General features: G+C 43.8%; 16 protein-coding genes. 13 read left to right on the top strand and 3 right to left on the bottom strand.

Annotation, left to right across the window (positions count from 1 at the left end):
- Window positions 1-57: 57 nt before the first annotated feature.
- Window positions 58-1,113 (top strand): sugar phosphate isomerase/epimerase family protein, encoded by a 1,056-nt coding sequence (locus A37S_RS0115270; protein WP_028297741.1) that lies wholly within the window; start codon window positions 58-60, stop codon window positions 1,111-1,113.
- A 63-nt stretch (window positions 1,114-1,176) separates the two neighbouring features.
- Here A37S_RS0115270 and A37S_RS0115265 read toward each other — a convergent pair whose 3' ends face one another.
- On the bottom strand, window positions 1,177-1,671 hold the full coding sequence (locus A37S_RS0115265; RefSeq protein WP_028297740.1) for a hypothetical protein: 495 nt from the start codon (window positions 1,669-1,671) through the stop codon (window positions 1,177-1,179).
- A gap of 311 nt (window positions 1,672-1,982) precedes the next feature.
- On the opposite strand from A37S_RS0115265, the gene A37S_RS0115260 reads away from it, so the two are divergent.
- Window positions 1,983-3,797 (top strand): AMP-dependent synthetase/ligase, encoded by a 1,815-nt coding sequence (locus A37S_RS0115260; protein WP_028297739.1) that lies wholly within the window; start codon window positions 1,983-1,985, stop codon window positions 3,795-3,797.
- Window positions 3,798-3,850: 53 nt separating this feature from the next.
- Here the strand turns inward: A37S_RS0115260 and A37S_RS0115255 are convergent, their stop codons facing one another.
- Entirely contained in the window at window positions 3,851-4,717 is an 867-nt protein-coding gene (locus A37S_RS0115255; RefSeq protein ID WP_028297738.1) for a cupin-like domain-containing protein, read from the bottom strand.
- Window positions 4,718-4,875: 158 nt separating this feature from the next.
- On the opposite strand from A37S_RS0115255, the gene A37S_RS0115250 reads away from it, so the two are divergent.
- The 8 genes from A37S_RS0115250 (at window position 4,876) to A37S_RS0115215 (ending at window position 14,656) form a co-directional block, all read left to right on the top strand.
- Window positions 4,876-5,325 carry a MarR family winged helix-turn-helix transcriptional regulator gene (locus tag A37S_RS0115250; RefSeq protein ID WP_028297737.1) on the top strand — a complete coding sequence of 150 codons (450 nt, stop codon included), beginning with the start codon at window positions 4,876-4,878 and terminating at the stop codon, window positions 5,323-5,325.
- A 71-nt stretch (window positions 5,326-5,396) separates the two neighbouring features.
- On the top strand, window positions 5,397-7,823 hold the full coding sequence (locus A37S_RS0115245; protein WP_028297736.1) for a 3-hydroxyacyl-CoA dehydrogenase/enoyl-CoA hydratase family protein: 2,427 nt from the start codon (window positions 5,397-5,399) through the stop codon (window positions 7,821-7,823).
- A gap of 77 nt (window positions 7,824-7,900) precedes the next feature.
- A complete protein-coding gene (locus tag A37S_RS0115240) occupies window positions 7,901-8,251 on the top strand; it encodes a four helix bundle protein (protein WP_028297735.1) in 351 nt (116 codons plus the stop codon).
- 144 nt (window positions 8,252-8,395) lie between these two features.
- On the top strand, window positions 8,396-9,574 hold the full coding sequence (locus tag A37S_RS0115235; protein ID WP_028297734.1) for an acetyl-CoA C-acyltransferase: 1,179 nt from the start codon (window positions 8,396-8,398) through the stop codon (window positions 9,572-9,574).
- A 98-nt stretch (window positions 9,575-9,672) separates the two neighbouring features.
- Complete coding sequence (locus A37S_RS0115230; protein WP_028297733.1) at window positions 9,673-11,463, top strand: acyl-CoA dehydrogenase family protein; 1,791 nt, start codon at window positions 9,673-9,675, stop codon at window positions 11,461-11,463.
- Window positions 11,464-11,709: 246 nt separating this feature from the next.
- Window positions 11,710-12,777 (top strand): site-specific tyrosine recombinase/integron integrase, encoded by a 1,068-nt coding sequence (gene xerA / locus A37S_RS0115225; protein ID WP_028297732.1) that lies wholly within the window; start codon window positions 11,710-11,712, stop codon window positions 12,775-12,777.
- A 155-nt stretch (window positions 12,778-12,932) separates the two neighbouring features.
- Window positions 12,933-13,901 (top strand): COG2958 family protein, encoded by a 969-nt coding sequence (locus A37S_RS0115220; protein WP_028297731.1) that lies wholly within the window; start codon window positions 12,933-12,935, stop codon window positions 13,899-13,901.
- 182 nt (window positions 13,902-14,083) lie between these two features.
- Window positions 14,084-14,656 carry a DUF1572 domain-containing protein gene (locus A37S_RS0115215; RefSeq protein ID WP_028297730.1) on the top strand — a complete coding sequence of 191 codons (573 nt, stop codon included), beginning with the start codon at window positions 14,084-14,086 and terminating at the stop codon, window positions 14,654-14,656.
- A 146-nt stretch (window positions 14,657-14,802) separates the two neighbouring features.
- Here A37S_RS0115215 and A37S_RS0115210 read toward each other — a convergent pair whose 3' ends face one another.
- A complete protein-coding gene (locus A37S_RS0115210; protein WP_028297729.1) occupies window positions 14,803-15,081 on the bottom strand; it encodes a hypothetical protein in 279 nt (92 codons plus the stop codon).
- 271 nt (window positions 15,082-15,352) lie between these two features.
- Here A37S_RS0115210 and A37S_RS0115205 point away from each other — a divergent pair, with 271 nt between their 5' ends.
- The 3 genes from A37S_RS0115205 to A37S_RS0115195 all read left to right on the top strand — a co-directional run bounded on the left by A37S_RS0115205 (window position 15,353) and on the right by A37S_RS0115195 (window position 20,156).
- The gene (locus A37S_RS0115205; RefSeq protein WP_028297728.1) at window positions 15,353-16,375 is read left to right on the top strand and encodes an SDR family NAD(P)-dependent oxidoreductase; all 1,023 of its coding nucleotides are present in this window, start codon (window positions 15,353-15,355) and stop codon (window positions 16,373-16,375) included.
- Between the two features lie 67 nt (window positions 16,376-16,442).
- The gene (locus tag A37S_RS0115200) at window positions 16,443-17,255 is read left to right on the top strand and encodes an AraC family transcriptional regulator (protein WP_028297727.1); all 813 of its coding nucleotides are present in this window, start codon (window positions 16,443-16,445) and stop codon (window positions 17,253-17,255) included.
- A 393-nt stretch (window positions 17,256-17,648) separates the two neighbouring features.
- Window positions 17,649-20,156 (top strand): cation-translocating P-type ATPase, encoded by a 2,508-nt coding sequence (locus A37S_RS0115195; RefSeq protein WP_028297726.1) that lies wholly within the window; start codon window positions 17,649-17,651, stop codon window positions 20,154-20,156.
- Window positions 20,157-20,473: the final 317 nt, after the last annotated feature.

The raw sequence follows: 20,473 nt of genomic DNA, 5'->3' as shown, positions 1-20,473 counted from the left end.
TTCAAGGTTTGGGTTGTCAGTAAATGGTATTGACAGCCAGCAGCTAACAACTAAAATATGAAAACAATAAAGGGACCAGGGATTTTCCTGGCACAATTTATAGGTGATAATGCACCATTCAATGGCCTAAAGCCCATTTGTGAATGGGCAAAGTCTTTAGGCTTCAAAGGAATTCAAATGCCTACCCTGGACAGCCGATTCATCGATCTCAAGAAGGCGGCGGAGAGTAAGGATTATGCGGACGAGCTGAAAGGAACAGTGGAAGAAAGCGGACTGCAGATAACGGAGTTGTCCACCCACCTGCAGGGACAGCTAGTCGCCGTACATCCTGCCTATGACCTGTTGTTTGATGCCTTTGCTCCAGATGAGCTGAAGGGAAGGCCCAAAGAACGTACGGAATGGGCCATACAGCAGCTGAAATATGCCGCAAGGGCTTCAAAAAATCTCGGACTAAAGGCCCATGCCACTTTCAGTGGCTCTTTGTTATGGCATACCGTCAATCCATGGCCCCAGCGTCCTGCGGGTCTGGTAGACCAGGGTTTTACGGAACTTGCCAAGCGTTGGCTGCCTATATTGGACGAGTTTGAGGAAAATGGGGTTGACCTATGCTATGAGATCCATCCCGGAGAGGATTTGCACGATGGCATTACCTACGAAATGTTCTTGGAAAAGGTTCGTCAGCACCCGCGGGCCTGCCTTTTATATGACCCATCGCATTTCGTGCTGCAGTGCCTGGATTATCTGGCCTATATAGACAATTACCACGAGCGCATAAGGGCTTTTCACGTGAAGGATGCCGAGTTCAACCCTACGGGGAAACAGGGGGTGTACGGCGGCTACCAAAATTGGATAGACCGAGCCGGACGTTTCCGTTCGCCGGGCGACGGGCAGGTGGATTTTAAAGGTATTTTCGGTAAGCTGTCTCAGTATGACTTTGATGGCTGGGCCGTGATGGAATGGGAGTGCTGCATCAAGAACCAAGAAGACGGGGCCAGGGAAGGCGCACAACTCATTTCCGATCACATTATCCGAGTCACCGAAAAGGCATTTGACGATTTTGCCGGTGTCAAGGCTGATGAAGCTTTCAATAAGAAGGTGCTGGGGCTGGATTAGCGAGCAACCTGATGTATGTAAATAGAAGGGAGCGGTTTTTAATCGCTCCCTTCTATTTTTGAGTTAAAATGCAAATCTGATGGACAAGCCTATCCCTTCTGCATCCAATCCGGTGTCTGGAGAGAAATTAAGCGCCGGCTTCCAGTCCAGGGACAGGTTAATAGGTGCATTCGGTATCTTGTAATCAAGACCGATCACGCCATCTACGCTAAAATCCAATTCACTTTCGTCCGCTACCTTATCGGTATAGGAACCTAGTCCACCACCTACGCCATAGTACCACCTTAGGCCTGCCACGTCGCTGATGGGCAGGTGCCATTGGTAAAGACCTACCAATTTAAAGCGAGAGTAATCATTTCTTTTCGATCGGAAATTTAAAATGACGTCCAGGGCTTGGTCCTGCTTAAAGAAGTGTTTGAAAGTAATCCCATTTGCAATGCCAAAACGTCCGCCAATTGCATTGTTGTAATCATCACCCATTGCTTGTGCTTTTACTTCTGTCGACAAACAAACTGTCATGACAAGGCAGGCAAAAAATGGGAAAATCAATTTTTTCATAATTTTTTTTTAACTATATAAAAGTGAATAATAGCGCCTTAAATCTATTCTGGCCAATTATTTATTGTTTTTTGTCCGATTTGGCAAGGCGATTTTCAGGGAGTGAAGGTAACAAAATAGATGCCAAAGCTTGCATTTGTTATGCATGCATATTATATTTGTGAGACAAAGCACAAAGGATGAGGCAAGAATTCTATTTATAAAAAACTTTTTGCGCTCCAATACATTTTATGAATGAGTAGTTAAAGTGCGGATTTGTAGGGCTGACCGACAAGTAGACCAATTAAAATTATAATATAAAATTGCCAATTATGACACAAGTGACAAGGATTTTTGATTTGCTAGACCGCTATCGGGAAAAGTATCCTGACCAAGTGGTTGTTGCTGGCAAGGCCAATGGCAAGTGGACTACCCATAACACAAAGGAATTTATGGGGCAGATAGATGCATTGAGCCGCAGTTTGCTAGATAGGGCAGTGAGCAAGGGAGACAAAGTGGCCATCATGTCGGCCAATAGGCCAGAGTGGAATGTGGCAGATTATGCTGTCAACCAATTGGGGGCAGCGCTTGTGCCATTATATCCTACTTTGTCTGAGAAAGACCTCAATTTCATACTAAGTGATGCCGAAGTGAAGCTGATTTTTGTAGGTACGGCCCAGCTTCAGGAAAAGGTAGAAAAAGCGCTGTCTGTCAATAATATCAACTTGCCCATTTTCTCTTTTGATAAGGTGGGGGAAAAAGAAACCATACACGATTTGATAGCCCGAGGCAAGGAGCTGGAGACAGACTTGGCTCCATACCGTGATGCTGTACAGCCGGATGACTTATTGACACTTATATATACCTCAGGAACAACCGGTACGCCAAAAGGCGTATTCTTGTCGCACAAGAATGTATTGAGCAATGTAATTGACTCGCATAAGTTATTTCCGGAAAACTACTATAAGGCAATCAGCTTTTTGCCCTTGTCGCACATTTTCGAGCGCATGGTCGTTTATATGTACTTTTATTTGGGTATTTCCATTTATTATGCAGAGAGCATGGATACCATTGTGGCAGATATCAATGATGTGAAACCAGATGGATTTACCACCGTGCCACGTGTATTGGAAAAGGTGTATGATAAGATTGTGGCCAAGGGAAAAGCATTGTCGGGCATAAAAAAGGCACTGTTTTTCTGGGCACTTGCCCTGGGGCACAATTTTCAAGAGCCGCGCAAGAATGGGTGGTTCTATAAGTTCAAATTGGCTATTGCCCGAAAACTTATTTTCTCCAAATGGCAAGATGCGCTGGGAGGAAATATTAAGGCGATCATCAGTGGCGGCGCTGCACTGCAGGAACGATTGGCACGCATATTCTGGGCAGCGGATATCCCCATACTAGAGGGATATGGCCTCACGGAAACCTCACCGGTCATTGCCGTTAATAGTTTGTCTCCTACCGGCCTCTTGTTTGGTTCGGTGGGTAAGCCACTCGATTCCGTTGAAGTGAAAATAGCTTCGGATGGAGAAGTCCTTACGAAGGGACCCAATGTCACAAAGGGCTATTACAAGAATGAGGAGGCCACGAAAGAAGCTTTCGATGAAGATGGATGGTTCAAGACTGGCGATATAGGCGAGCTCACCTCAGAGGGCTTCCTGCGCATTACCGACAGAAAGAAGGAAATGTTTAAGACCGCTGGAGGAAAATATGTCGCTCCGCAGGTTTTGGAAAACAAACTAATGGAATCAAGCCTCATAGGGCAGGTGATGGTGCTCGGGGAGGGAAAGAAATTCCCAGCAGCACTTATCGTACCTTCCTATGATGACTTGGAGGGCTGGGCCAAGATTAAAGGAATTTCGTTTTCTTCGAGGGAAGACCTATTGAAGAACGATCAGGTAATAAAAAAATACAACGATATTCTAAGTGAGTCCATGAAAGATTTCGGCCATTGGGAGCAGGTGAAAAAATTTGTTCTTCTTGCCAATGAATGGACCATAGATGGCGGTGAGCTAACACCGAAGCTCAGCCTGAAAAGGAAGGTCATCCTTGAGCGCCATGCCGATGACGTAGGGAGAATATACGCAGAAAATGCCGAAAACAGCAACCAGAAAAAGAACGAGGCAGACGATGTCCATCTGGTATAAAACACCAATTCGGTCACAAAAAGAAAGGGAGCTGCGCGCAGCTCCCTTTCTTTTTACCTGTATTTTTTTAATGCCCTATTGGCACGTTGCTTTGCACGATCTATTTTGTACTGGTACCATTTGTCTTTGAAAATCTTGCGCATGGTATTGTCAAAATTTCTGGTGATAACCAGGTTCCTAAAGCCTCGCCACTTATCCATGGGATTGGCCGGCAGGGCGCGCACGCTAATGGAAAAGCCCTCCGTCACATATTGTATATAGTGCCAGTAGCCAGAAGGCATCAGCAAGGTATCGCCAGGATGGATCTCGGCTTCGTACCCATCTAGGTATTGCAATGCCGGATACTGTTTCAGATCCGGGTTTTTCAGGTTGGCAATGCCGTGGAAATTGTAAGGCAGCTTGTACATCAAATCAGATTGTTCCAGTGGAAAAAGCCAAATGCGCTTCGTCCCTTTGTACTGAGTGATGAACACATTGGACATGTCTATGTCAAAGTGATTCCTTGTGCTCGAGCCTTCGCCACCGAAAAATAGAAAAGGCAACCACTTGAGTACTTTTCCACCTGTTAGATCATTATATATCAGATCATCATTAAGCTCGGGGCGCAATTTCATCAAGTTGAAAAGGAAAATACGCAAATCGGTAGGCTCCTTTTCTATCAGGTCAAGGTACTCACTGAATTTCATCCTTGCAACTGGGGCACTCTTGGCTCTGTCGTTGGACGAGTCCTCTTTCCCATATAGTTCTATGACGTGATCGCCTGCAATTTCCTTAAAATAGTCGTAACTCCACTTCTTAAAAGCAGGACTATCCTTGCTCACAAAATCCTCCAGAATGACGGGTATCCCTTTGTTGAAATACTGTTCGGTAAACTCTTTTTGAGTCAAACCGGATTTTCTATCTACTTGTTTTAGTTTCACAACATTCAAAAGTTAATATACCATCTCGTACAAATGTAGAAATCTTTTGAGAATTCAAATAAGAATTGTTTTAAATAGAAAGGTAAATGATAAATATCATATTTCCCTTGTATGTTCCGAAATAATGAAGTAGATTTGCTATGCAAGCATAATAAATTATGGGCCGGGACAATACTGTTGATTATTATTTGAAGGTGGCTTGGCAATCGATAGCCAACAAGTACAACCAGGTAGCAGCCAAGCATGGCCTGACACAGGCAATTGGTTTTCTACTCATCAATATCCATCAGGATGGGGTGTCAGTGACACAGATGGCCGCCCTTTTGGGGGTAAAGTCTACCAGCCTCTCGCGGGTATTGAGTGGAATGGAAATGCAAGGCTTGATATACAGGGCTTCAGATAAGGTAGACAAAAGGTCGGTGCGTGTATTTCTGACAGATAAAGGGCTTGAGAAGCGAGAAGTGGCAAAGGATATCGTGCGCAGTTTCAATACCTATATTGACGAAAATATCAGCGAGAAGGAAAGGGCCATGGTGATAGCCATACTCAAGAAGATCAATGCGCTGGCATTGGCCTACGAGCCCTCTTCGGACGACATACAAGAATAGTAAGGAGATCGCCTTTCGATCGTCACGGATGAAGGGCCTTCCAATAAATATAAACCAATTAAATTCTTATGATGAGCAGAAATATTAGGAAAGTTGCGGTATTAGGTTCTGGCGTGATGGGGTCTAGGATAGCCTGTCATTTTGCCAATATAGGCGTGTCTGTGCTATTGCTCGACATAGCACCCAAAGAGTTGAACGCGGAGGAGGAACGCAAAGGGCTCGCATTGGATAGCCCACAAGTAAAGAACCGAATAGTAAACCAATCATTGGATACCGCTATCAAGACCAATCCATCGCCTATCTATAGTAAGAAATTCCTAAGCAGGATCAAAACCGGGAATTTTGACGACAACATGAAGGACATTGCACAGGTAGACTGGATCATTGAAGTGGTCGTGGAGCGGCTGGACATCAAGAAGCAGGTGTTTGAACAGGTAGAGCGATATAGGACTCCCGGCACCTTGATTACCTCCAATACCTCGGGCATCCCCATCCACCTGATGGCAGAGGGAAGGAGCGAGGACTTTAAGGCGCACTTTTGCGGAACGCATTTCTTCAATCCGCCACGCTATCTGCGCTTGTTGGAAATAATACCTACTGCCGATACCAAGCCGGAGGTTGTGGACTTCCTGATGCACTACGGCGATAAGTTCCTGGGCAAGACCACCGTGCTATGCAAGGACACGCCTGCATTTATCGGCAATCGCATCGGTGTCTATTCCATGCTAGCACTTATCCATCTGGTGGAGCAATTCGACCTCACGGTGGAGGAAGTGGACAAGTACACTGGTCCGGCCATGGGACACCCAAAATCGGCTACCTTCCGTACTTCGGACGTGGTAGGGCTGGATACGATGGTGAACGTAGCCAAGGGCCTGTATGAGAACGCCAAGAATGACGAGGCGCGCGACGTCTTTCAGCTGCCACAATACGTGATCACCATGGCGGAGAACAAATGGCTGGGAGAGAAGACCAAGCAGGGTTTTTACAAGAAAGTGAAAAACAGCGATGGCAGCTCGGAGATACTGGTCTTGGACCTGAAAAAACTGGAATACAGGAAGCAGGAAAAAGTAAAATCCGCCACCTTGGAGGAGACCAAAAAGGAACCCGATCTGGCCAAGCGGATGAAGATCTTCGAATCTGCCAAGGACAAGGCCGGAGCGCTTTTCCGCGCCATGCACTACCCGCTGTTTGAATACGTCTCCAAGCGCGTGCCCGAGATCACCGACGATTTTTTCCGTATAGACGATGCTATGCGTGCCGGCTTTGGCTGGGAAATGGGGCCTTTTGAGGTGTGGGACGCTCTAGGCGTGAAGGAGACCATAGACAAGATCGCCGCCGAAGAAAAAAGACTGCCCGGACAGCAAGGCACGGTGGCCCAGTGGGTGCTGGACATGCTGGAAAGCGGCCATGACAGTTTCTACAAAATAGAAGAGGGCCAAAGGAAGTATTACGACAGGAAAACGAAATCTTATAAGGAAATTCCTGGCACCGAAGAGTTTATTATACTGGATCACATCCCGTCCGACAAAGTGATATGGAAAAATAGCGGTGTCACCATTAAGGATTTGGGCGATGGCATCATCAATGCCGAGATCCACACCAAGATGAACACCATAGGTGGCGACGTTATCCAGGGGATCAATAAAGCCATAGACCTGGCCGAGAAAAACTATCGGGGACTGACCATTGCCAACGATGGCGCCAATTTCTCGGCAGGTGCCAATATCGGTATGATCTTCATGATGGCCGTGGAGCAAGATTATGACGAGCTGAATATGGCCGTGAAAATGTTTCAGGATACGTCCATGCGCCTACGCTATTCGGCTATCCCCGTAGTAGCGGCGCCGTTCAACCTCACCTTGGGGGGCGGTTGCGAGTTCTCCATGCACGCCGATTTTGTGCAGCTGCATGCCGAGACCTATATGGGCCTGGTAGAATTTGGCGTGGGGGTCATCCCCGGAGGCGGTGGTTCCAAGGAGTTTGCCCTGCGTGCATCGGATGAATTTAAGAGCGACCAGATTACGCAGAATACATTGAAAGATCGTTTCCTCACCATTGGGCAGGCCAAGGTGAGCACCTCGGCGATTGAGGCCTTTGAACTGGGTTATCTGCAAGCCGGAAAGTACGCCATCACCATGAACAGGGATAGGTTGCTGGCCGATGCCAAGGCCAAGGCACTGGAGCTGGCAAATGCCGGCTATACCGCCCCCGCACCGAGGAGAGACATCAAGGTGCTGGGCAACCAAGGTTTGGGTATCGTCTACGTAGGGGCCAACTCCATGCGTTCGGGGAACTACATCAGTGAGCACGACCAGAAAATTTCCGAAAAGCTGGGCTACGTGATGTGCGGCGGTGACCTGTCCGAACCTACAGCCGTATCTGAGGAATACCTGTTGACGCTGGAACGCAAGGCTTTTCTTGAGCTTGCAGCAGAACGCAAGACACTTGAACGGATACAGCACATGCTGACGAAAGGGAAGCCGTTGAGAAACTAGTATTGCGATGTGCGATATGCGTATTGCGATATAGAGAGAATAGTAAAGGGGATTATATCATTAAATAAACAATAGATATGCATAATATTCAGGATCTAAAAATTTGGCACAAAGCCATTGATTTATGTGTCCTAGTCTACGAGATATCGGCAAAATTTCCTAGTGATGAACGTTTTGGTTTAACTTCTCAAACCAGAAGATCTAGCGTGTCAATCGCTTCAAATATTGCAGAGGGAGCAGGACGTAACACAAATGGCGAGTTTGTTCAGTTTCTAGGAGTTGCCAATGGTTCTGCATATGAACTTCAAACACAAATCGTGATTGCTCATAGACTAAATCTCGCGTCTGAAGTTGATGTAATACTGGATAAGATCGATGAAATTCAAAAAATGTGTTACAAGTTACAACAAGTATTGAAAAAGAAATAGCTCATTTTGCATGTCTAAAACAATAAGAAGTACGCATACGTAGTGAGCAGACTTTGATCTCAATACGCAATACGCAAATTTTAAACAATAAGAAGCGCGTAAACATCTCAATACGCAATACGCACTTCGCAAATCTATAAAAACATGGAAGCATACATCATAGCAGGATATAGAACAGCCGTGGGCAAGGCCCCACGGGGTGTATTTCGCTTTACGCGGGCGGACGATTTGGCAGCCGATGTGATCAAGCATTTGGTGGCATCGGTGCCCAATCTGGACAGGGAACAGATAGATGACGTCATCGTGGGCAATGCCACGCCCGAGGCCGAGCAGGGCTTGAACATCGGGCGGCTCATATCGCTCATGGGGCTAGGGACCGACAAAGTACCCGGCGTAACGGTCAATCGGTATTGCGCCAGCGGCCTGGATACCATCGCCACGGCGACGGCCAAGATCAAGGCTGGGCTGGCCGATGTCATCATAGCCGGTGGGGTAGAGGTGATGTCGGGCATGGCCATGGGCGGATGGAAGATTGTTCCCAATCCGAGGGTTGCCAAAGAGCATCCGGATTGGTACTGGGGCATGGGCCTCACGGCCGAGGCCGTGGCCAAGGAATACAAGGTGTCGCGGGAGGACATGGACGAGTTTGCCTATCAGTCGCACCAAAAAGCACTCGCTGCGATTGCCAGCGGTAAATTCAAGGACGATATCGTACCCATCACCGTCAAGGAAAACTATTTGAAAGACGGCAAGAAAATAGAAAGCAGGGAATATGTGGTAGATACGGATGAGGGGCCGAGGGCCGATACGAGCGTGGAGCGATTGGCGGCCCTGAAGCCCGTCTTTGACGCCAAGGGTACCGTCACGGCGGGCAACTCATCGCAGACTTCGGATGGCGCTGCCTTTGTGCTTATTGTTTCGGAGGCGAAATTGAAAGAACTGAACGTGGAACCCATTGCCCGATTGGTGAGCTATGGCGTGGCTGGCGTGCCACCGCGCATTATGGGTATAGGGCCTATTGTAGCCATTCCAAAGGCATTAAAACAGGCTGGTCTTACCCAAGCGGATATCCAGCTCATTGAGTTGAACGAAGCCTTTGCCTCTCAATCGTTAGCCGTCATACGAGAACTTGGCCTGAACAAGGATATCGTGAACGTCAATGGAGGAGCTATTGCCCTAGGGCATCCCTTGGGCTGTACCGGGGGCAAGCTTACCGTGCAGGTGCTGAATGAGCTGAAGCGCCGCAACCAACGCTACGGCATGGTCACCATGTGCGTAGGCACCGGACAAGGTGCTGCGGGGATATTTGAATTGTTGATATAAGACGTAAGACATAAGACTAAAGCACTTTAGCAAGCTGGAAAGTCAGTCTTGATACTTATATCTTTCTACTTGCTACTAAAAATTAAAATCTAAATACTATGAGTACCGTAAAAAACAAATCGATCAAGGGTGGCGAGTTCGTTATCCGCGATACCAATTACGAGGATGTATTCATCCCCGAGGAATTTGACGAAGAGCAATTGATGATCAAGCAAACCTGCGGGGGCTTTCTTGAGGCGGAGGTCTTCCCCAATATCGAGCGCATCGACAAGCAGGAGGAAGGCTTGATGCAGAGCCTGCTGGACAAGGCGGGTGAGTTGGGCCTATTGGGCGTTTCCATTCCGGAGGAATACGGTGGTTTTGGCAAGAACTTCAACACCTCCATGTTGGTGACCGATGCCGTGGGTGCCGGAGCTTCCTTTGCCGTAGCCCTATCGGCCCATACGGGCATAGGTACCTTGCCCATTCTCTATTATGGCAATGCCGAGCAAAAGGAAAAGTATATCCCCAAATTGGCGACGGGGGAATACAAGGCGGCCTATTGCCTCACGGAACCCAACTCGGGCTCGGACGCCAATAGCGGACGCACCAGCGCCAAGCTGAATGCAGGGGGTACCCATTATATCATCAATGGGCAGAAGATGTGGATCACCAACGGCGGTTTTGCTGACATATTCATTGTTTTTGCCAAGATAGACGATGACAAGAACCTTTCGGCATTCATCGTGGAGCGTGATTTTGGCGGCATCACCATGAATCCCGAAGAGCATAAACTGGGTATCAAGGGATCATCCACCCGTCAGGTCTTTTTCAATGACTGTCCCGTGCCGGTAGAAAACATGCTTTCCGACAGGGAAAATGGGTTCAAGATTGCCGTCAATATCCTGAACATCGGGCGCATCAAACTGGGCGCGGCGGCCATTGGCTCATCCAGGAAAGTGCTCAACCAGGCCATCAACTATGCCAATGAGCGTGTACAGTTCAAATTGCCCATCTCCAAGTTTGGCGCCATTCGCTATAAGCTGGCCGAAATGGCCACGCGCAATTTTGCAGTAGAGAGTGCCGCCTACCGTGCCGGTCAAAATATTGACGATGCCTATGAAACCTTGATAGAAGGGGGAATGGATGCAGCCAAAGCCAAATTGAAGTCGACCGAACAGTTTGCTATCGAGTGTGCTATACTGAAGGTATGGGGTTCCGAAATGTTGGATTATATCGTGGATGAGGGAGTACAAATTTACGGAGGTATGGGTTATTCGGCCGATGCGCCCATGGAGAGAGCATACCGTGATTCTAGAATAAACCGGATCTTTGAGGGGACCAATGAAGTGAACCGGTTGTTGATCGTGGACATGCTTCTCAAGAGAGCACTCAAGGGAGAACTTGACCTGATGGGACCCGCACAAGCGGTCGCCTCCGAGCTGATGGCCATTCCCGAATTTGGGGAGGAAGACGATACCTTGTTTGCCTATGAGAAAAAAGTATTGGCCAATCTCAAGAAAACCGGATTGTTGGTAGCAGGTGCGGCCGTGCAAAAGTTGATGATGACCCTGTCCAAGGAGCAGGAGATATTGATGAACATTGCCGACATTATCGGCTACGTTTACGTGGCCGAATCTACCTTGCTGCGCGTGGAGAAGCTGGTGAGTAGCCGTGGGGAAAGTGCCCTAGCCGGGCAATTGGATATGGCGCGCATTTATCTGTACACGGCGGTAGACAAGGTGTACCTGGCAGGTAAGGAAGCGTTAAACTCCTTTGCCGAAGGCGATGAGCTGGCTATGATGATGGTGGGTTTGCGCAGGTTTACGAAAGTACAGCCTTTCAATGTGAAGGATGCGCGGCAGCGTGTGGCCAAGCAGCTGATAGAGGCAAATAAATACTGTTTCTAAAACGATACAGGTAATAGCCGAACAGGTTAGGGGCGGGTAGGGCATCTGGTTGCTTTATCCGCTTTTTTAGTGTGTTGCCCTTAGTCGAACAGGAATCTCCTGCATTTTGATTTCTTTGTGAAGAATTGATATTTGGTGTTGTACAAATGCACTGTATTAGATTGAGCACTGTCCACTTAACGGTTTTGACCTGTAAAAGATTGTTTTTAAATTAGCGCACAGCAAGTTAAACTTAAACCGTGTGACATGGGCTGGATTGCAAAATCGGTAAACCACAGGGGACAGCGGCGCATAGCTGTTTATTTTGAAAAAGACCCCGTATTAATACAGCGAATCAAGCGGCTGAAGGATGTGCGATGGAGTCAAACATTGCAAGCTTGGCACTTGCCCGATACAGAAGAATATCGAATACGGTTTAAGATTAATCTGGAAGGCTACAAAAACTCAAACGACCAACCAAAAAATCAACTAAGCACAGAGGTAGAGGTACAAATAGAAAAATTCAATCAATGGTTGCGCAGCAAACGATACAGCGAAAACACTATTAAAACATACCATGATGCCATAAGGGTCTTTCTTAGATTTTTCTCTGACAAAGAATTGAGCAGTATTGAGAACAACGACATCATTGACTTTAACAACGAGTATATTCTAAAAAATAAACTATCGGCTTCGTACCAAAACCAGGTGGTAAATGCCGTGAAATTATTTTTTCGAACAGTTCAAAACAGAAACGTGGACATCGACAAAATAGACCGACCCAAAAAGCCCAAAACGCTACCAAATGTTTTGAGCAAAGAGGAAATAAAAGCCATTTTGGAAGCGCACGGAAATATCAAGCACCGCGCAATGCTCAGCCTGATCTATGCCTGCGGACTTCGCAGAAGCGAACTGCTGAACCTGCAACCCGTTCATGTGGATAGCAGGAGAGGGGTACTGCTTATCAAACAGGCCAAAGGAAGAAAAGACCGCATAACTCCGATTTCGGTAAAGATTATTGAACTTCTGCGGGAATACTATAAAGCATACAAGCCAGCAGTGTGGCTGTTTGAAGGGCAAAATAAAGGTGAACAATATAGTGAGAAAAGCCTCGAAAACGTACTGAAACAAGCCCTTAAAAAAGCAGGTATCACAAAGCCGGTAAGCCTGCATTGGCTGCGGCACAGCTACGCCACTCATTTACTGGAAAACGGCACAGACCTACGCTATATACAGGAACTTTTGGGACACAACAGCAGTAAAACCACAGAGATTTACACCCACGTAAGCACCAAAAGTTTACAAAACATTAAAAGCCCCTTTGACGATTTGTAGAAGGAAAAAACTATATTTACTGTCAAAAATAAACCCTCATGCTTATGGCGCAAAGCCAACCACATTTGATTGTATTGACGACATTTTGTGGGGGGTATAAACGAGTTATAGCCAATGGTAGGACGACCGAACCGCAAAAGAAAAATAAACAGACAATGACAATAAAAGAAGCGATTATAAAGAGCCTTGAAGATTTAGATAGATTAGCTAACTCTATTGAGATTTGTGACCATATACTGGCAAATAATTATTATGAATTTGCTGGAAAAACACCTCCTGCAACTGTTTCTGCTCAACTTGGAGATTTCATTCGTAACGGAGATACAAGGGTAAAACGAATAAAACAAAGTAATGGGGCTTACTCTTACTACTTGACAAAAAATGAGCAAAATATTGGAATTGAAATACTAAGTGGCGACACCGAAACTCAAATTGTAAAACCAATTAAAATAAACAAGTCAAAGACTTATGAGGAAAGAGATTTACACAAACTTTTAAGCAGTTATCTAAAAAATACTGACACTTACTCAAAGACAATTTTCCACGAACAATCTAACGGAAAGGACAACAACCAAATTTGGACACATCCAGATATGGTTGGTATTAAATTCTTGAACTTACAGACAAAAGCCAGTCAAAATTTTTTAAAATCTATAAATCGAGTTGATACTTTCAAATTGAGTTCATACGAACTAAAAAGAGAAATCAATAGCGACAGCGAACTAAAAAAGGCTTTTTTTCAAGCAGTTTCTAATTCAAGTTGGGCAAATTATGGTTATTTAGTTGCTTTTGAGTTCAGCGATAGCTTGAATGAAGAAATGGCAAGACTTAATCAATCATTCGGAATTGGAATTATCGAATTAAACGCAAATCCTTATCAGAGTAAAGTGTTATTTCCAGCAGTTTACAGAGATTTGGACTTTAAAACGATTGACAAACTTTGTAAAATGAACAAGGAATTTGAAAAATTCATAGAACAGACAGAAAAACTAATGACTGCAAGCGAAAAATACGTTTCAGGAGCAGAAAAAGAACTTGACGAATTTTGTGATAGTTATTTTGCCAACGACACAGAAGTTGAAAACTATTGTAGAGAAAAACATATACCGACAAACGAAGAATGACAAAAACCACTGGCTATAACAGGCGTTTGGCTCAATGGCGGGTGACGTGGTTAATTGAACATTATACCTCGCATCAACTTTTGTGGTGCATTGACAGTTTTGTGCTCCGAAATCCGCCACTGCGCCAAGCGCCAAAACGTTAGCGGTCAGGTTAGGACGACCCACCAAAAAGACAACGAATTATGACAAACGACTATTTAGACAGCGTAAGAAAACAGTTTGAGTATTACAAAATGCTTGGGGACAAAACATTTTCGCAAGTGCAGGACGACAAATTGTTTTGGCAATACAATGACGACAGCAACAGCATTGCGACAATCGTAAAACACCTTTGGGGAAATATGCTTTCACGTTGGACAGACTTTCTGACTTCGGACGGAGAAAAAGAATTTCGCAACAGAGATGCTGAATTTGAAAACGACATAAAAAGTAGAGAAGAACTTTTAGACAAATGGAACGAAGGTTGGACTTGTCTTTTCAACGCAATCAACTCGTTGACAACAGACGACCTTGACAAAACTATTTACATACGAAATCAAGGACATACTGTAACCGAAGCCATTAACAGACAACTTGCACATTATCCGTATCACATTGGACAAATTGTATTTTTAGGGAAAATGTTTGCAGAAAACGGTTGGACTTCGTTGTCAATTCCAAAAGGAAATTCACAAGCATATAACAAAGACAAATTTTCAAAACCAAATCAAAAGGGACACTTTACAGACGAATTTTTAAATGACAAAAAAGAATAAAAGCCCGAACCGCTAACATCGTATTGGCAATAGGCGGGCTGAACGGCTTCGTATCAACGGAAGTGCAAAATTCAACTTTTGTTCTTAGATTAAAGTTCAGTGGTAAAATCCCGCCCATCGCCAATACGCGGCCCGTTATAGGGTATTTAACCGACCCACTTAAAATAACCGCTTGTATGTTCGACTTCTTTTGTTTGCTCAATCATCGCTTTAATTGAGTTTAAAATCATTTTTTCTGAATACTCTTTTGGGTTTTCAGAAAGTTCTATTTCACCTTTAATATTTTCAATCAAATCAGTTAACTGTTTTATTTTCTTGATTTGACATTTAACAAATGCCTCGCCTTGTGCATCATTTCCACCGTCGGGAGCGTTCATATATGAAGCAAACCATGCAGCGTGTTTGTGTATATTTCTAATTTCCATTTGACAAATAATAAACACCCTATAACATACGCTATACAAAAGCAGGGGCGTACTGCTAAAGTGAGCGTTCGTGCATCTATTTATCATTTGTGGTAGGCTGAAAGGGAGTGCATCTTAACCCCTGCCTTCGTATAGCGTTTTACCGTTATGGGCAAGTATAACGAACAACACTCTTGAAAAAATGACCGTCTGAACAAAGTGTATTCGGACTGTAAAACAAAGTTGTACGACAAAATGCTTTCTAATTTTGTTCCAACAAAACATTTAAAATATGGGACAAACAAATTACAACGGAGCATTACAAAAACCAATAGGTTCAGGCTTCAACGCAACATCAACTTCAACAGAAGTAATCAAAGGTATTGACCTTACAGGAAAAATTGCAATCGTAACAGGTGGTTACGCAGGTATTGGCTTGGAAACAACCAAAACACTTTCAGAAGCAGGTGCAACAGTTATCGTTCCTGCACGAGATACCGAAAAAGCAAAGAAAAATTTAGCAGGAATTGCAAATGTAGAAATAGAAACTATGGATTTGATAAATCCAATTTCTATTAACAATTTTGCCGAAAAATTTTTGGTTTCAAGTCGCCCTTTGCATTTACTCATCAACAATGCAGGAATTATGTGGGTTCCGTTAATTCGTGATGAACGCGGATACGAAAGCCAACTTTCCACAAATCATTTAGGACATTTTCAACTTACAGCAAAACTTTGGGCTGCATTGAAAAAGGCAAATGGAGCAAGGGTTATCAATGTTTCATCGTGGGGGCATCATTTTTCGCCTTTCAATTTTGAAGACCCAAATTTTGAAAACAGAGAATATGAAACTTTGTTAGGTTACGGACAATCTAAAACAGCAAACATTTTGTTTTCTTTGGAATTAGATAATCGCGGAAAAGAATTTGGTGTTCGTGCGTATTCACTGCACCCGGGCGCTATTGTGGAAACCGACTTAAAACGCCATATGTCAGAAGAACAATTAAAATCGACAGGTGTTTTTGATGAAAACGGAAACATTATACGAGATGCTTCAAAAGGATTAAAAACGCTTCCGCAAGGTGCTTCTACTACAATTTTTGCAGCAACAAATCCGTTACTCAATAATATTGGCGGTGTGTATTGCGAAAATACAGAAGTAGCCGAATTGGATTTACAAGCCGATGACCCACGCCAAAGAATGCACGGTGTAACGCGGATTGAAGGTGTAATGCCTTACGCATTAGAAGAAGAAACAGCAAAAAGACTTTGGACTTTGAGCGAAGAACTGACAAGCATAAAATTTGAAATCTAATTTCTAATTTTCAATAGCTGGTGCTTGACAGCACCACGCTATTGATTTTTTGTAATTTTGCATTTGTATGGCTGATAAACAACAAAATGAATATGCCGAAATTGTTTTGGCGTGTATAGAAGAAAAATATTTCAAAGACGAAATTGTTTTGGAACATCATTCTTTTGTGCGGATAATTTCGGGCGAAATGAAAGTAGTTCAGGCAGACAGTTCCTATACTTTTGGTGCAGGCGATATGTTGTTATTTCCCCGAACCCAATTAAGTACACTTATTAAATATCCAAAAGACGGACGACCATATAAATCGGTTGTGATGACCTTAACTACTGAAAGATTAAAAGAATATTACGCCAAAAATCTGTTTCAACTTTCGCAACCACATACACACAAAATCAGAACTTTTGAAAAACACCCATTATTCGAAAGTTTCTTTGCTTCATTGCTACCTTATTTTGAAGTGGAAAGCGAGTTGCCCGAAAAACTAATTTCGATAAAAATTGAAGAAGCATTAACTATTTTGCGTTCTATTGACATAGACATTGACAATCTTTTAGCCGACTTTTCTGAACCTTACAAAATCAACCTTGCCGAGTTTATGGAAAATAATTTTATGTTTAATATGCCATTGGAAAAATTCAGCTATTTGACAGGACGAAGTTTGACAACTTTCAAAAGAGATTTCAAAAAAGCGTTTAATACAACACCACAAAAATGGCTGACACAAAAACGCTTAGAGCTTGCCCACTACCAACTGACGGAGAAAAACAGAAAACCTGTTGAAGTGTATTTAGAGACAGGTTTTGAAAACTTATCGCACTTCTCTTATGCTTTCAAGAAACATTTTGGACTAACACCGACACAACTTACTGGCCAAAAATAAATACCAGCCGCTAACAATGGCTATAAGTAATTGCTTGTTCTCGCCTGCTTCTGAAATTCCTGCGGAATTTCCAACTTGGTGTGTACTTTCAAAGTTAAGTGCTAACCCACGCAACTACTCATAGCCTAGACCGATGTAGCGAAATCCGCTTCGCTCCTTTCGCTACATCGTCCCGGCGGCTTGCACCGCCTGATGCGCTCGGTCGCTTCGCGGACTCTCGCACATCAGGCGGTTTTGCGCCATCCCTCACAGGGGCTACGCCCCGCTCGGGACGTGCGCAAAGCCGCCGGGACGTTACAGGCAAGCGTGGAAAAATGCACTAAAATCACAAAAACGCTTTTCACAGTAATTTAAATAAATCTAACAGTTTTATGTTTTTAAAAAATTAGACTGATGCAGTATAATGTCCCCAAACAAATTAAAGGTCTCACAACTGAGGAATTAAAAACCTCTCGAAAAAAATTTGGTTTCAATCAAATAGACGCTATTAAAAAAAATGCGTGGTATAGGATGTTGCTCGATATTTGGAAAGAACCAATGCTGCTTTTGCTTATTGCGGTAACAGTTATTTATATAATAGTTGGCAATTATTCCGAAGCTATTTTTATGTTGGGCGCTATTATTGTCGTTTCTGGCATTTCATTCTATCAAGACAATCGCAGTAAAAAAGCACTGGAAGCGTTGAAAAAATTGAACGAACCGTTAAGTACTGTTATCAGAGATTCAATCGTGATGCAAATTCCCACAAACGAAATTGCCGTTGGCGATTTATGCATTGTCGAAGAAGGAAAAATGATTAGTGCTGATGGCGAAATTGTGCACAGCAATGATTTTTCAGTTAATGAAGCCTCACTAACAGGTGAAAGTTTTTCAGTATTTAAAAGTCAAGAAACCGAAGATAGAAAAATATATAGCGGAACGCTGGTAGTATCTGGTTTGGCCATCTTTAATGTAGAGAAAATTGGAGCAGAAACCAAACTAGGGAAAATCAGTCAATCCATTCAAGATATCAAAGAAGTTCATTCGCCACTGCAAATTCAGATTACCAAATTTGTAAAGGGAATGGCGATTATTGGTGTTATCGTGTTTCTGATGGTTTGGGGATTTAGTTACTGGAAATCAGGAGATATCATACAAAGTTTACTCGCTGGATTAACCTTGGCCATGTCTGTGCTTCCAGAAGAAATCCCTGTAGCCTTTACTACTTTTATGGCTTTAGGTGCCTGGAAATTAATGAGTGAAGGTGTGATAATTAAACGTAGTAGTGTGGTCGAAACATTGGGCAGTACTACAGTGATCTGTACGGACAAAACGGGAACTATTACTGAAAACTCCATGCGACTGAAACTTTTATTTGATTACAAATCAAACAAGGTTTTTGAGGATACGCAATTCAATACACCTGAGCTTTCAGAGCTTATTCGTTTCGCTATGTGGAGTAGTGAACCCATTCCGTTTGATCCCATGGAAAAAACACTGCATCAAATTTATGAGCAAACACAATCCAATGATGAGCGGAAGAATTTTCAAATGATACACGAATATCCATTAGAAGGGAAACCTCCAATGATGACGCATCTTTTTGAAAATAGTTTAGGTGAAAGAATTATTGCAGCCAAAGGTGCGCCCGAAGCCATTCTTGCCGTTTCTAATCTTACGGAAAGCGAGAAGGACAATTTACGACAACATATCATCAATTTCGGAGCACAAGGGTACCGAGTACTGGGCGTGGCTAAATGTAATTTTGAAGGCAATCACTTTCCTGAAAAACAACAAGATTTTTCTTTTGACTTTTTAGGATTCACTGTTTTCTACGATCCACCGAAAGCGAACATTCAAGAAGTATTTAAAAAGATATATGCTGCAGGCATCAAGGTAAAAGTCATCACAGGAGACAATGCAGATACAACAAGGGCTATTGCGCATCAAGCAGGAATAATAAACGAAACAGCAGCAGTAAACGGAACCGATATCGTTCATCATACAGAAACCGAATTGATGGAACTTTCTAAAAGCACCACACTGTTTACGCGTATGTTCCCCGAGGCAAAATTGGCAATTGTAAACGCTCTTAAAAAGAACGATGAAGTGGTGGCCATGCTGGGAGATGGCGTGAATGATGCACCTGCTTTGAAAGCAGCTCATATTGGTGTAGCGATGGGAAATAAAGGAACAGAAATCGCAAAAGCAGCGGCAGCATTGGTTATTGCAAATGATGATTTAGACAAATTGATCACTGGAATAGCGGCTGGAAGAAGAATTTATTCCAATCTCAAAAAAGCCATTCAATATATTATATCCATTCATATTCCGATTATTCTAACGGTTTCTTTACCCTTGTTTTTGGGTTGGATATATCCGCATATTTTCACACCGGTACATGTTATTTTCTTGGAGCTAATAATGGGGCCAACCTGTTCTATTGTCTATGAAAATGAGCCGATGGAAAAAAATACAATGCTAGAGAAACCACGTAAAATGACCGAGACATTCTTGAGCTGGAAAGAATTAAGCATTAGTATTATTCAGGGATTGGCCATTACCGCAGGCGTTCTAACTGCATATCAGTATGCTGTACAAAACGGTAGTAATGAAGCAACTACACGTTCAATAGTTTTCACAACTTTAGTATTTGCAAATGTGTTTTTGAGTATGGTTAATCGCTCATTCATTTACAGTGTATTTGATAGTTTTAAAAATAAAAATAGATTGTTCCCATTAATACTTGGAGCATCTTTGGTTTTACTTATTGCAATACTCTATATTCCGCCATTCGCTTCTTTCTTTCAATTGAGTAGTATAAATTTCCAGCAATTCTTAATCTCAATTTTAATTGCTGCCGTGTCGGTGTTGTGGGTCGAAGTGTATAAATGGGTTAAAAGGTTGAAAATAAATAGCTAAAATTACACAGTTAACGAAAACGCCAGCCTGTAACATGGTATTGCCAAAAGCGGGGCTGAAGTTCTTCGATTGAGCATTTGTGCAAAGTTCAACATTCGTTCTTCGATTAAACTTTAGTACTAAAAATCCCCGCCTTCGGCAATACCCGAAGCGATGTAGCGAAATCCGCTTCGCTCCTTTCGCTACATCGTCCCGGCGGCTTGCACCGCCTGATGCGCTCGGTCGCTTCGCGGACTCTCGCACATCAGGCGGTTTTGCGCCATCCCTCACAGGGGCTACGCCCCGCTCGGGACGTGCGCAAAGCCGCCGGGACGTTA

The sequence above is a fragment of the Olivibacter sitiensis DSM 17696 genome, assembly GCF_000427965.1.
GTDB classification, from domain to species: Bacteria; Bacteroidota; Bacteroidia; order Sphingobacteriales; family Sphingobacteriaceae; genus Olivibacter; species Olivibacter sitiensis.
Note: the sequence above shows the minus strand (reverse complement) of the source record. Positions and strands in the feature narration are given on the sequence as shown.